Below are 12,480 nucleotides of genomic sequence, written 5' to 3'. Positions count from 1 at the left end.
GGTCCTAGATCACCAGGGTTCAGATTACCGCAGATCATCCTGTGATTAGGATTCGGCCGCAGAACCGGATTGCGAATCTGCAAGCGGCTCGGGCAATTCCAGACCCAGCTTCTTCGCCCGACGGGTCCATTTGTCGCGCGCGGCCTTACGCAGATCTTCCACGGCGTCACTCTCGTCGACGATCTCGATGCCGAGCAGCGTTTCGAGAACGTCCTCCATCGTCACCACGCCGGAGAAACCGCCGTATTCGTCAACGACTACCGCAAAGTGCTCCTGCTCGGCCAGAAGTTGGCCGAACAGCACCCGTAGCGAGATGAATTCGGGCACGAACAGAACGTCGCGCTTGAGATCAAAAAGGGTCTTTTCGCCTTTGCCGCGAATCAGGGCCATGATGACGTCGGACTTGATCACGTAACCCTGGATGTCCTCGTCGTTGTCGCCGTAGATCGGGTAGCGGGAAAACACCAGTTCGTCGGCAACCTCCAGCATCTCGGACAGGCGCATCTCGCCGCGGAACTTCTTGACCACGACGCGCGGCGTCATGATGTCCTGGACGCGAATCGCCCCGAAACGGATGACATTGAGGAAGATGTTGGATTCGTCTTTTTCGAACACGCCTTCGCGCGTGCCGATCTGGGCCAGCGCACGAAACTCCTCGCGGCTGACGCTGGAGGTCGGCTGGCCGCGCGAAAGCAGGCGAGTAATCTGCTTGGACAACCACACCAGGGGCCACATCAGCCAGATCAACGTCAGGCAGCCCCAAACGGTGAAGCCGGTCAGGCTTTTCCAGTAGGTTGCCCCCAGAGTCTTCGGAATGATTTCAGAAAATATCAGGATCGCCAGCGTGATCAGGGCCGAGGAAATCGTTACGTAGGCACTACCGAACAGCACCTGCGCCTGGGCGCCAACACCGGCTGCACCAAAGGTATGGGCAATGGTGTTCAGGCTCAGAATCGCGGCCAGCGGCCGGTCGACGTCACGCTTGAGTTCGCGCAGGTGTTTCCCGACTCGAGCACCGCTTTCATTGAGTACAGCCATGTGGGCCGGGGTGATCGACAGCAGGGCGGCCTCAAGAATCGAACACAGAAAGGAGACGCCGATGGCGAGAAACAGGTAGAACAGCAGCAGCGTCATTCAGCGTCCATGCACGACAGCGAGCGGGCTCTGCAGTATATCGATCGGAAATCGTTCATGTTCCGTTATCTTGATCTTCTTTACAAGCGTCGGCGGTATCAGGCTCGCATTGTTCAAGCTCGGCTTTGGCGCCCGCGCGAAAATCATCGCCGGAGAAGGCTTCGAGAAACTGGCGATCCAGTATTTCTTCGCTCAACGGACGGGATCCGTCCAGCGCTGCCATCACCCGACGGGTAGCCGCTAGTCCGGACGGCAAGGTCCGGGCCCAGTCGCGGGTGAGCTCATCACCGGCCGCCTGCAGGTCGTCGGAAGGTTCTACGACGCGATTCACCAAGCCCCAGTCCAGCGCCGTTTCGGCATCGATGGTTCGCGCGGTCAGCAGCATTTCGCGGGCGCGCGCGAGACCGATGACACCGGCTAGCCGGCGGGTGTCAGCCAGCGAAGAATGCAACCCCAGCCTGACTGAGGTGAACGCGAAACGCGCGTCCGGTGCAGCCAGCCGCATATCACAACACAGGGCCAGCCCGAGTCCGCTGTCGACGCAGGCACCCCGAACCAGGGCCACGCTGGGCAGGGCCTGGTTTTCCAGCAGCTTGAGGACCTGCTGGACAAGTTGGGCATTGGCAAGCTGTTCCGACGGCCGGGGCAGCAGCGCCCTCAGCTCATCGAGATCGGCACCGGCGCTGAAATCCTCACCGGCACCACTGATCTGCAGCGCCCGGGCGCCTCGGGCTGACAACGAGCCGGCGATCGCGGCCAACGCCCGCCAGGTGGCGGCGTCCATGGCGTTGCACTTGTGCGGGCGGTTGATCGTTACTCGCGCCACGCGCTCATCCAGCGCAAAGGAAATGGGATGTTTCGGAGAAAGCGACATGGCTCGATCATAACCCGGAGGTTCGGCCGCAACAGGTTTGCTATGCTCGGCTTCCAGCCAAAAAAAGAGACTCCTCATGGCCAAGTCGTCGTCCCACAAGACATCCGCTCGCCTGCTGCAAATCATCGCTGTTGTCGGCCTTTTGCTGTGGGCCGGCAGCCCGCTGGCCATCGAGACCCATCGCCCGGTCCTGCTGGGCAAGCACTGGGTGGCGCTCACCGGCAAGCCGCAGGGTGCCACGGCCGGGGCGATGATGTTCCAGCAAGGCGGCAACGCCGTCGATGCGGCCGCGGCCATGCTGGCGGTGACCTCGACCATGTGGGACGTGCTCGGCTGGGGCGGTGAGACCCAGGCCCTGATCTACCATCCCGAGACGGGCCAGGTGCTGGGAATCAACGGGCTGGGCGTGGCGCCGACTGGCGCGACCCCCGAATTCTTCCGCGAGCAGGGCATGCTCTACCCGCCCGAGTTCGGCCCGCTGGCCGCGGTCACCCCGGGCACGCCGGGCGCGCTGATGGTGATGGTCGCCGAGTACGGCAACCTGAGCCTGGGCCAGGTGCTGGCGCCGGCCATCGAGATGGCCGAAGGCTATCCGCTGGAGGCCTCGCAGGCGGCCAACATCGAGCGCCGGCGCGACATCCTGGCCCAGTGGCCGGACTCCCGGCGGGTGTTTCTGCCCCACTACGACCCGGACAATCCCGACCAGGGCGCCGCGCCCGAGCCCGGCGAGATTTTCCGCCAGAGCGATCTGAAAGCCACCCTGGAAAAACTGGTCGCCACCGAAGCCGAAGCGCTGGCCGCAGGTCAGACCCGCAAGCAGGCCATCATGGCCGCCTACGACCGCTTCTACCGCGGCGACATCGCCGAGGAACTGGTCCGCGCCACCCAGGAGCACGGCGGCCTGATCACGTTAGAGGACCTGGACCAGTGGGAGGTCCTGATCGAAGAGCCGCTGACCACCAGCTACCGCGGCATCGACGTCTACAAGCTCACCACCTGGACTCAGGGGCCGGTGCTGCTGCAGGCGCTCAACATCCTCGAAGGTTTTGATCTCAAGGCCATGGGCTATAACTCCACCCGCTACGTCCACACCCTGTACCAGGCCATGAGCCTGGCCTTCGCCGACCGCGATTTCTACTACGGCGACCCGTACTTCGACCCGGCCGAGCCGGTCGAGGGCCTGCTGTCGAAAGACTACGCCGCCGAGCGCCGGGCGCTGATTTCCTTCGATGAGCAGATCGCCGACGTCCGACCCGGCGACCCCTACCCCTTCCAGGGCCAGACCAATCCCTACATCGAGCTGCTCGAACAGTGGACGCCCAACCCGCCCGACGCCGAGGCGCTGGGCGTGGACGGCTTCCAGCAGGCCATGCAGTCGAGTGCACGGGAGGCCTTTTTCGCCGGCACGACGTCGATCCAGGCGGCCGATGCCGACGGCTGGGTGGTCTCGGTCACTCCGTCCGGCGGCTGGATCCCGGCCTTCATCGCAGGCTCAACCGGCGTGGGCTTGAGCCAGCGCATGCAAAGCTTCGTCCTCGACGAACAGCTCAACCCCTACAACGTGGTCGAGCCCGGCAAGCGCCCGCGGGTCACCCTGACGCCCTCGCTGGCGCTCAAGAACGGCGAGCCGCTGATGGCCTTCTCCGTCCAGGGCGGCGACAGCCAGGACCAGAACCTGCTGCAGTTTTTCCTCAACATGGTCGAGTGGGACATGAGCGTGCAGCAGGCCGCCGACGGGCGCGGCAACATCACCAGCTACCAGATGCAAAGCTCGTTCGGCGCCCACCAGGCCGAACCGGGGCGGATCGAAGTCACACCGCTGGTTTCGGCCTATACGCGGGCGGAGCTGGCCGAGATGGGCTACGACGTCGACCTGGTCGAGCGCACCTACAACCCGACCACGGCGATCTGGTTCGATCACGAGCACGAGGCCATGCACGGCGCGGCCAGCGACTACGGTGAGGATTACGGCGTCGCCTGGTAAACATCGGCGCGCCGGCTTGATTCTCAAGTCACCGCACCAAGGTTGATGACTGTACAGACTTCGCAAAACAGGAGTGATGCAGGTTGCCAGGCTATGTCGTGATCGTCGCGGACGCAGCGCGCGCAAGGGTATTTACCCGTAACAAGAAATTCAGCCCGCTGGAGGAGCACAGCGAGCTGACCCATCCCGAAGCCCGCCTGCGCCGGCAGGACCTGGTCAGCGATCGGCCCGGCACGGTGCACGAATCCAAAGCCTACGGGGAAAGCCCTGCCGGCGAGTCAACCGACCCGAAAGACCATGAGGTCGAGGTCTTTGCCGGCGAAATCGCCGAACACCTGGGCCAGCAGCGAATCGAGCGCGACCCTGAAGGCCTGATCGTGGTGGCCGAGCCGCGCGTGCTCGGCCTGATCCGGCAGAAACTGGATGCGGCGACGGCCGCGCTGGTAACAACCGAGATCAGCGCCAACCTGACCCGGGAAAGCGCCGAGACCATCGCCGAACGGATCGACGCTTGATCCATGGCCTTCTTTGCGCCGCGTTCACCGAGCGGGCGATAATGCGAGGTTGTTTTCAGACCTCGTCGACGCCGGCATGAAATCGATCTCCGTTCGCGGTGCGCGGACCCACAACCTGGCCAACATCGATCTCGAGCTGCCGCGCGACCGCTTGATCGTGTTCACCGGGCTTTCCGGTTCGGGCAAGTCCTCGCTGGCCTTCGACACGATTTATGCCGAGGGTCAGCGGCGCTACGTGGAATCGCTGTCGGCCTACGCCCGGCAGTTTTTGTCGATGATGGAAAAGCCCGACGTCGACCACATCGAGGGTCTGTCGCCGGCCATTTCCATCGAGCAGAAGGCGGCCAGCCACAACCCGCGCTCGACCGTCGGCACGGTCACCGAGATCCACGACTACCTGCGCCTGATGTTTGCCCGGGTCGGCACGCCGCGCTGCCCGGACCACGACGAGGTGCTCGACGCCCAGACCGTCTCGCAGATGGTCGACAGCGTGCTGGGGCTGCCCGAGGGCACCAAGCTCATGCTGCTGGCCCCGATCGTGCGCAACCGCAAGGGCGAGCACGTCCAGCTGCTGGAAAACCTGCGCGCCCAGGGCTTCGTGCGCGCCCGCGTCAACGGCCGGGTGATCGACCTGGACGACGACCTGCCCAAGCTGGCGCTGCGGCGCAAGCACTCGATCGAGGCGGTGGTCGACCGCTTTCGCGTCCGTCCGGCAGACTCGGAATCCGGCGAAGGCCTGGCCCAGCGCCTAGCCGAAAGCTTCGAGACTGCCCTGGCCCTGGCCGACGGCACCGCCGTGGTCGCGCCGATGGATGCAGACGAAGAACTGGCCGAACTGCTGTTTTCGTCGCGCTTCGCCTGCCCGGTCTGCGACTACAGCCTGACCGAGCTCGAGCCGCGGATGTTCTCGTTCAACAACCCCAACGGCGCCTGCCCGAGCTGCGACGGCCTGGGCGTGACCCAGTTCTTCGACCCGGACCGGGTGGTCGCCAACCGCGACCTGCCGCTGGCCGGCGGCGCCATCCGCGGCTGGGACCGGCGCAACGCGTATTACTTTCAGCTGATCCAGTCGCTGGCCCGGCACTACGGCTTCGACGTCGAAACGCCGTTTCGCAAACTGCCCAAGAAACTCCAGCAGACCCTGCTCTACGGCAGCGGCGACGAGGCCATCGCGTTTCGCTACCTGTCCGAGCGCGGCGGCCAGACCCGCAAGCACCCGTTCGTGGGCATCATCCCCAACCTGGAAAAGCGCTACCGCGAGACCGAATCGCGCATCGTGCGCGAAGAACTGTCGCGCTACATTTCCACCCAGCCCTGCCCCGAATGCCACGGCCAGCGCCTCAACCGCGAGGCCCGTCACGTCTTCGTCGGCGGCCACAACCTGCCCGAGATCGCGAGCTGGTCGATCCAGCGCTCGCTGGACTTCTTCGCGCAGCTGAATCTGCCCGGCTGGCGCGGCGAGATCGCCGGCCGAATCCTGAAAGAAGTGCGCGAGCGCCTGCAGTTTCTGGTCAACGTCGGTCTGGACTACCTCACCCTGGATCGCCAGGCCGACACCCTGTCCGGCGGCGAGGCCCAGCGCATTCGCCTGGCCAGCCAGATCGGCGCCGGCCTGGTCGGGGTGATGTACGTGCTCGATGAACCCTCCATCGGCCTGCACCAGCGCGACAACGACCGCCTGCTCGCCACCCTGACCCGGCTGCGCGACCTGGGCAACACCGTGATCGTGGTCGAGCACGACGAAGAGGCCATCCGCACCGCCGACCACGTCGTCGACATCGGCCCGGGCCCAGGCGTACACGGCGGCCAGATCGTCTACAGCGGCCCGCCGGCCGGCCTGCTGGACTGCGCGGGCTCGCTGACCGGCGATTACCTGTCCGGCCGGCGCCGGATCGAGATTCCCGCCCAGCGCCACAAGCCGGATCGAAAGCGCCGCTTTTGCATCACCGGCGCGGCCGGCAACAACTTAAAGCAGGTCGACCTGGACATCCCGGCCGGGCTGTTTGTGTGCGTAACCGGCGTGTCAGGCTCGGGCAAGTCAACGCTGATCAACGACACCCTGTACCGGCTGCTCGCGCGCGAGCTCAACGGCGCAGCCGAAAACCCGGCCCCGCTGGCCGATTTCAGCGGGCTGGAGCTGTTCGACAAGGTCGTCGACATCGACCAGAGCCCGATCGGGCGCACCCCGCGCTCCAACCCGGCGACCTATACCGGTCTGTTCACCCCCATCCGCGAGCTGTTTGCCGGCACCCAGGAGGCGCGCACCCGGGGCTACAAGCCCGGGCGGTTTTCGTTCAACGTCAAGGGCGGGCGCTGCGAGGCCTGCCAGGGCGACGGCCTGATCCGGGTCGAAATGCATTTCTTGCCCGATATTTTCGTGCCCTGCGACGTCTGCGGCGGCAAGCGCTACAACCGCGAAACGCTGACGGTGACCTACAAGGGTAAGAACATCCACGAAGTGCTGGAAATGACGGTCGAGGACGCGCTGGAGTTCTTCGAGCCGGTGCCGGTGGTGGCGCGCAAGCTCCAGACCCTGATGGACGTGGGCTTGAGCTACATCCAGCTCGGCCAGAGCGCGACCACCCTGTCCGGCGGCGAGGCCCAGCGCATCAAGCTGGCCCGCGAGCTGTCCAAGCGCGATACCGGCAACACCCTCTACATCCTCGACGAGCCGACCACCGGGCTGCATTTCCACGACATCAAGGCCCTGCTCGAGGTGCTCCATCGCCTGCGCGACCACGGCAATACCGTGGTCGTCATCGAGCACAACCTGGACGTAATCAAGACCGCCGACTGGATCATCGATTTGGGTCCCGAGGGCGGCGACGGCGGCGGCCAGATCATCGCCAGCGGCACGCCGGAGCAGGTCGCGCAGTCAAAAGACTCATGGACCGGCGAGTACCTCGCACCGCTGCTGGGCACGCCGCGCAAGCGCAAGAAAACCGCCTGACCAGACGGCCACGACGAGCGCTTAGCCCTCGTCGCTGGCGTCGGCCTGCAGCCGTTCGCGGCGCTCGCGCTCTTCTTCGCGCGCGGCATCGATGATACCCATCAACTCGGCCAGGTTAACGTCGCTGAGCTCGGGCTCGTAGCGCCCGCTCAGGCGGCTGTCGGGCTGCAGCCGACCGGCCGCGTACAGCGCCCACATCTCCTTGCCGTAGTCAGTCTCGAGCAGCTGCGGGGCGAAGCGGCCAAAAAAGCGGCGCAGGCGGTCGACATCGCGCACCAGCAGCATGGCCGCCGAGTTGTTGGCCGCCGCGTTGACCGCCTGCGGCAAATCGATGATCACCGGCCCCTGTCCGTCGACCAGAACGTTGAATTCGGACAGATCGCCGTGGATCAGGCCGGCTGAGAGCATGCGCACGACCTCAGCCACCAGGCGGTCGTGATAGTCCAAAGCGGTCGACGCATCCAGCACCATCCCGTCCAGGCGCGGCGCGACCCGGCCTTCAGCATCGGTAATGAGCTCCATCAGCAACACGCCGTCGACGAAAGACAAGGGGTTCGGCACCCGCACGCCGGCGGCAGACAGCGCGTAGAGCGCGTCGACCTCGGCGCTGACCCAGACCCGTTCCTGCTCTTTCTGGCCGAAGCTGGTCTTGCGCGACATCGCCCGGGCGCGGCGCGTGTTGCGAACCTTGCGGCCTTCCTGGTACATCACCGCCTGCTTGAAGCTGCGCCTGTCGGCTTCCTTGAACACCTTGGCGCAGACCCGCTCATCACCGCAGCGGACGATGAACACGTCGGCCTCCTTGCCGCTTTTGAGCTCGGCCAGCACCTCATCGATCAGGCCGTCATCGAGCAGCGGCTGCAGTCGCTTGGGGGTCTTCACAAGCTAAGGGGGGTCGCTTGACAAGCCGGGGCATCTGGTCGATGGTGGACGCTCACATCGTAGCGAGGCCCATGATCATGACCATTCATTTCGAACTCATGCCGCTGCTGGCGCTGATTGCCGGCATCCTGATTCTCATCGCGCCCAAACTGTTGAATTTCATCGTCGCCATTTACCTCATCATCTTCGGTATCGTCGGCCTGTTCAATCTCAGCATCTGATCACGAGCGACTGGCAAGGTAATAGCGCAGCACGACCCAGTCGTAGAGAAAATGGATCAGGATCGGGATCAGCAGGTTGCCGGTCCACAGATAGACCAGGCCCATGTACAGGCCCATGACCGTGGCGAGCACGAAATAGGCCCGGCTCAGGGCATGCATGGCCCCAAACAGCAGCGACGCCAGCGCCAGCGCCGGCCATGGCCCGATCACACCGTCCAGGCCACCCTGGATCACACCGCGAAACAGCAACTCCTCGCCGACCCCGGCCAAAAGCGCCACCATCAACAGCGTACCGGGCGGGGCATCGCGAAACAGCGGAACCAGCGCCTCGCGCATGAATCGCCTGAGCGCTTCCACCCAACGCCAGTTCATCGCGTGCAGCCACCAGCCGGCAGCCAGCAGCAACAGCGCCCCGCCCATCCCCCAATTCACGGCGGCCAGACTGAACTCCAGTTCAGCAATCAAATCCAGACCAAAGATCATGCCCAGAACCAGCGCCAGCAGCACGATACCGGCCTGCATGGCCAGCATCGTGCGCACCGGCATTGACCGCTTCGGATCGGATGCATTGGGTGGTTGGTATTCGCTCACTCAAACCACTCCGAATAACCCGACCGCGGCAGCGACGGCGTATGATGCCCGGGAGTTTCGTTGATAGACAATCGTCATGGCCATTTTCTCAGTCCAACTCGATGTCCGCTGGGGCGATCTGGACGCGTTCCATCACGTCAGCAACGTCACCTTCCTGCGCTACATCGAAGAGTGCCGCGCCGCCTGGCTGGACTCCGTGCCCAGCCACTGGCAGGACGGTCAAGCAGGCCCGGTCGTGGCCAACATCAACCTCAACTATCGGCGACCGCTGCTGTGGCCGGCGCGCGTTGAAGTCAGCCTCAAGCCGCACTCGCCCGGCCGCTCCAGCATCCGTCTCGAGCACGAAATTCATTCCCTGTCGCCCGACGGCGAGCACGCCGAGCTGCACGCAGACGGCACCACCACCATCGTCTGGCTGGACTGGAAGAAGGGCGAATCCATCCCGCTCCCGCTGCCGCTGCGCGAACTGGCCGGCAAGGACTGACCGAGACCTCAGGCGTTTTTCTTCAGCCGCTCGACCAGCGCCTGCATGGTCGCCTGCGTTTCCTCGGAAAACCAGCCGCGCACGAAACCGTCCACGTCCAGTGCCCGGGCGTCCGCGAACGACTGCGCGAGATCGGCCCGACACAGCGCGCGCGTGGCCTGCATGGCGTGCCTGGGCAGGGCCAGGTGGCGCTGGCACCAGGCCACCGCGGTATCAACCACCTGCTCGGCCGCGACCACTTCATCGACCAGACCCAGCGCCAGCGCGTCGCCGGCCGGAATCATTTCGCCGGCCACCAGGTGGCGCTCGGCCGGGTACGGGCCGATCAGGCGGACCAGGGCCTGATGAATCACCGGCGGCACGACCAGCCCGACCTGGACCTCGTTCAGTCCCAGGCGGAAATCCCCCTCGGCCTGGACGCGGTAGTCGGCGTACAGGGCGATCACGGTGCCGCCAGCCGGGCTATGGCCGGTCAGCGCCGCGACCACCGGCACCGGGCTTGCGGCCACGCGCTCGAGCAGGGCGAACAGATCGCGCCAGAACGCGCGCATGCCGTCCTCGTCCAGGGTCAGCAGCTCCGGTACATCCAGTCCGGCCGAAAACAGTCCGGGCCGGCCGGACAGCACCAGCGCCTGGGCGCCGGCGCGCGTGTGCTCTTCCATGGCCGCGTCCAGGGCCTGCACCAGCGCGGGATTGAGGGCGTTGACGGGCGGGCGGTCAAGGCGGATTTCGACCACGTCGTGGTCGTGGGAAATGGTCTCCAGCATGCTCTTGGGTCGGTGACGGGAACCGGCCACAGCTTACACGATGGGCCGTCTCGCCGGGCGGTCTCGCGCGGCCTGGGCGATAATAAAGGCTGACCCAACAATACCGGAGACTGTTCGCCATGACTCGTATCCAGATGCTGCTGCTCGCGCTGTTGCTGATCCCGGCCGTCACGCTCGCCGAGGGCGGCCTGGTCATCAGCGATGCCTGGTCGCCCGAGGCCCCGCCGGGGCGGATGATGGCCGGCTTTATGGAGCTGCACAATACCGGCGAAGACGCCATCGTCCTGGTCGATGGCGAAAGCCCGCTGTTCGGTCACGTCGAAATCCACACCATGATCATGGACGAAGGCGTGATGCGCATGCGCCGGCTCGATGAACTGGCGATCGCGCCCGGCGAGGTGGTCAAGCTGCGGCCGGGCGGACTGCACCTGATGCTGATCGATCCGCAACAGCCGCTGGCCCTGGGTGAGACCATCGACATTACCCTGATCGACGAGCAGGGGGAACGCTATCCGCTGGTCTCGGAGGTTCGCGAGCGCACCCGTCCCTCGATGGGCGACTGAGCCACCCTGCTGCAGCGCAGGCGCAACGATCACGATGTTTGAAAACGAACCGGCCACGACCGCGGTGTTGCTGGTCGCGGCCGGGTTGTTGCTGGTCTTCAGCGTGCTGTTCAGCCGACCCTCAGAGCGCATCGGCGTTCCGGTCGTGCTGGTCTTTTTGCTGATCGGGCTGCTGGTCGGCGCCCAGTTACCCGAGCATTTCGTCGATTTCGAGCTCGCTTTCCGGGTCGGCACGGTCGGCCTGGTCCTGATCCTGTTCGACGGCGGCCTGAACACGCCGTTTCGCCAGGTCCGGCGCTACCTCGCCCCGGCTTCGATGCTGGCCACCGTGGCGGTGGTCGGCACCGCGGCCGTGGTGGCGCTCATCGCCCGGCTGCTGGGTCTGGGCTGGACCGAAGCGATGCTGCTCGGCGCCATCGTCTCGTCGACCGACGCCGCGGCGGTGTTTTCTTCGCTGCGCGGCTCCGGCGTCCAGCTCACGCGCCGGGTCGGCGCCACGCTGGAGCTCGAATCGGGGCTTAACGATCCGATCGCCGTCATCCTGACCCTGAGCCTGACCGCCCAGCTGCTCGAACCTGGACCGTTCCAGCTCGGCGCCCTGGGCGTCGAGATTCTCGTCCAGCTCAGCGTCGGCCTCGGCGCCGGCCTGGCCATCGGCTGGCTGGGCAGCCGTCTGCTCGCCAGAATCCGGGTACCGGCCGCCGGCCTCTATCCGGCCCTGACCCTGGCCCTGGCGCTGCTCGCGTTCGGCGTGCCGACCCTGTTCATGGGCTCGGGCTTTTTGGCCGTCTACGTCGCCGCACTGATGCTCGGCAATCGCCGACTGCCCTATCGGGTCGGCATACTGCGCGTCCACGACGCGCTCGCCTGGCTGGCCCAGATCAGCATGTTCCTGGTTCTGGGGCTGCTGGCGGTGCCCGACATGCTGGCCGCCTCGGCCTGGAAAGGCCTGGTGCTGGCACTGGGGCTGGCCCTGATCGCCCGACCGCTGATGGTGATGCTCGGGCTGTGGCCGTTCGGCTACAAGCCGCGCGAGTCCGGCTTCATTGCCTGGGTGGGCCTGCGCGGCGCCGTTCCCATCCTGCTGGCCACCTTCCCCGTGCTGGCCGGCGTGCCCGGCGCGCTGGAGCTGTTTCACCTGGTGTTCTTCGTGGTCGTGGTCAACGCACTGATCCCCGGGGCGACCGTGCGCTGGGCGGTGCGGCTTTTCCAGGTCGACCGGGCCGGCGCCGAGCGGCCGGCGCCGGTGCTCGAAATCAACGCCACCGAGGCGCTGCCGATCCAGATTCTGTCGTTTCGGCTGGATCCGGCCGCCATGGTCACCGGCAACCCGGCCGGAATCCTGCCGCTTCCGGCCGGCGCCGACATCCTGCTGCTGGTCCGGGGCAAGGAAGCCCTGCCGGTACGCGACGATACGGTGCTCGAGGCCGGCGATCACGTCCACGTGATGCTGCGCCCCGAGCACCGGAGCACCGTCGAACTGCTGTTCGGGCTGCGTGAAGAAGACTGACCGCC

12 protein-coding genes are annotated in these 12,480 nt (G+C 65.6%); 7 read left to right on the top strand and 5 right to left on the bottom strand.

Annotated features, from left to right (window positions below):
• Positions 1-45: 45 nt before the first annotated feature.
• Together G3I74_RS14175 and G3I74_RS14170 are read right to left on the bottom strand one after the other, a co-directional pair.
• Positions 46-1,134 carry a hemolysin family protein gene (locus tag G3I74_RS14175; RefSeq protein WP_164212263.1) on the bottom strand — a complete coding sequence of 363 codons (1,089 nt, stop codon included), beginning with the start codon at positions 1,132-1,134 and terminating at the stop codon, positions 46-48.
• Between the two features lie 55 nt (positions 1,135-1,189).
• On the bottom strand, positions 1,190-2,008 hold the full coding sequence (locus tag G3I74_RS14170; RefSeq protein WP_164212262.1) for an enoyl-CoA hydratase/isomerase family protein: 819 nt from the start codon (positions 2,006-2,008) through the stop codon (positions 1,190-1,192).
• Positions 2,009-2,084: 76 nt separating this feature from the next.
• Here G3I74_RS14170 and G3I74_RS14165 point away from each other — a divergent pair, with 76 nt between their 5' ends.
• From G3I74_RS14165 to uvrA, 3 genes are all read left to right on the top strand, one after another.
• Entirely contained in the window at positions 2,085-3,992 is a 1,908-nt protein-coding gene (locus G3I74_RS14165; protein ID WP_164212261.1) for a gamma-glutamyltransferase family protein, read from the top strand.
• Between the two features lie 83 nt (positions 3,993-4,075).
• Positions 4,076-4,507, top strand: coding sequence for a host attachment protein (locus G3I74_RS14160; protein WP_203594772.1), 432 nt, complete (start codon positions 4,076-4,078; stop codon positions 4,505-4,507).
• Positions 4,508-4,583: 76 nt separating this feature from the next.
• The gene (uvrA, locus tag G3I74_RS14155; protein WP_164212259.1) at positions 4,584-7,457 is read left to right on the top strand and encodes an excinuclease ABC subunit UvrA; all 2,874 of its coding nucleotides are present in this window, start codon (positions 4,584-4,586) and stop codon (positions 7,455-7,457) included.
• Between the two features lie 21 nt (positions 7,458-7,478).
• On the opposite strand, the gene G3I74_RS14150 is transcribed toward uvrA, so the two are convergent.
• The gene (locus G3I74_RS14150) at positions 7,479-8,339 is read right to left on the bottom strand and encodes a PA4780 family RIO1-like protein kinase (RefSeq protein WP_164212258.1); all 861 of its coding nucleotides are present in this window, start codon (positions 8,337-8,339) and stop codon (positions 7,479-7,481) included.
• Between the two features lie 77 nt (positions 8,340-8,416).
• On the opposite strand from G3I74_RS14150, the gene G3I74_RS14145 reads away from it, so the two are divergent.
• On the top strand, positions 8,417-8,560 hold the full coding sequence (locus G3I74_RS14145) for a DUF3096 domain-containing protein (RefSeq protein ID WP_164212257.1): 144 nt from the start codon (positions 8,417-8,419) through the stop codon (positions 8,558-8,560).
• On the opposite strand, the gene G3I74_RS16240 is transcribed toward G3I74_RS14145, so the two are convergent.
• Positions 8,561-9,151, bottom strand: coding sequence for a CPBP family glutamic-type intramembrane protease (locus G3I74_RS16240; protein ID WP_164212256.1), 591 nt, complete (start codon positions 9,149-9,151; stop codon positions 8,561-8,563). It abuts the gene before it with no gap.
• Between the two features lie 76 nt (positions 9,152-9,227).
• Here G3I74_RS16240 and G3I74_RS14135 point away from each other — a divergent pair, with 76 nt between their 5' ends.
• Positions 9,228-9,635: an acyl-CoA thioesterase gene (locus G3I74_RS14135; RefSeq protein WP_164212255.1), complete on the top strand. Its 408-nt coding sequence runs from the start codon at positions 9,228-9,230 to the stop codon at positions 9,633-9,635.
• Positions 9,636-9,643: 8 nt separating this feature from the next.
• Here G3I74_RS14135 and G3I74_RS14130 read toward each other — a convergent pair whose 3' ends face one another.
• Positions 9,644-10,402: an enoyl-CoA hydratase/isomerase family protein gene (locus tag G3I74_RS14130; protein WP_164212254.1), complete on the bottom strand. Its 759-nt coding sequence runs from the start codon at positions 10,400-10,402 to the stop codon at positions 9,644-9,646.
• 119 nt (positions 10,403-10,521) lie between these two features.
• On the opposite strand from G3I74_RS14130, the gene G3I74_RS14125 reads away from it, so the two are divergent.
• Positions 10,522-10,965, top strand: coding sequence for a copper chaperone PCu(A)C (locus G3I74_RS14125; protein WP_164212253.1), 444 nt, complete (start codon positions 10,522-10,524; stop codon positions 10,963-10,965).
• Between the two features lie 34 nt (positions 10,966-10,999).
• Positions 11,000-12,475, top strand: a complete 1,476-nt coding sequence (locus G3I74_RS14120; protein WP_164212252.1) for a potassium/proton antiporter — start codon at positions 11,000-11,002, stop codon at positions 12,473-12,475.
• The last annotated feature ends 5 nt before the right edge of the window (positions 12,476-12,480 follow it).

It is taken from the genome of Wenzhouxiangella limi (genome assembly GCF_010499265.1).
GTDB lineage: Bacteria > Pseudomonadota > Gammaproteobacteria > Xanthomonadales > Wenzhouxiangellaceae > Wenzhouxiangella > Wenzhouxiangella limi.
This window is presented reverse-complemented; position numbering and strand designations above follow the sequence as displayed.

Coding starts and splice junctions, on each gene's coding strand:
- G3I74_RS14175 (WP_164212263.1), bottom strand. CDS start 1,134: ATGACGCTGCTGCTGTTCTACCTGTTTCTCGCCATCGGCGTCTCCTTT.
- G3I74_RS14170 (WP_164212262.1), bottom strand. CDS start 2,008: ATGTCGCTTTCTCCGAAACATCCCATTTCCTTTGCGCTGGATGAGCGC.
- G3I74_RS14165 (WP_164212261.1), top strand. CDS start 2,085: ATGGCCAAGTCGTCGTCCCACAAGACATCCGCTCGCCTGCTGCAAATC.
- uvrA (WP_164212259.1), top strand. CDS start 4,584: ATGAAATCGATCTCCGTTCGCGGTGCGCGGACCCACAACCTGGCCAAC.
- G3I74_RS14145 (WP_164212257.1), top strand. CDS start 8,417: ATGACCATTCATTTCGAACTCATGCCGCTGCTGGCGCTGATTGCCGGC.
- G3I74_RS14135 (WP_164212255.1), top strand. CDS start 9,228: ATGGCCATTTTCTCAGTCCAACTCGATGTCCGCTGGGGCGATCTGGAC.
- G3I74_RS14130 (WP_164212254.1), bottom strand. CDS start 10,402: ATGCTGGAGACCATTTCCCACGACCACGACGTGGTCGAAATCCGCCTT.
- G3I74_RS14125 (WP_164212253.1), top strand. CDS start 10,522: ATGACTCGTATCCAGATGCTGCTGCTCGCGCTGTTGCTGATCCCGGCC.
- G3I74_RS14120 (WP_164212252.1), top strand. CDS start 11,000: ATGTTTGAAAACGAACCGGCCACGACCGCGGTGTTGCTGGTCGCGGCC.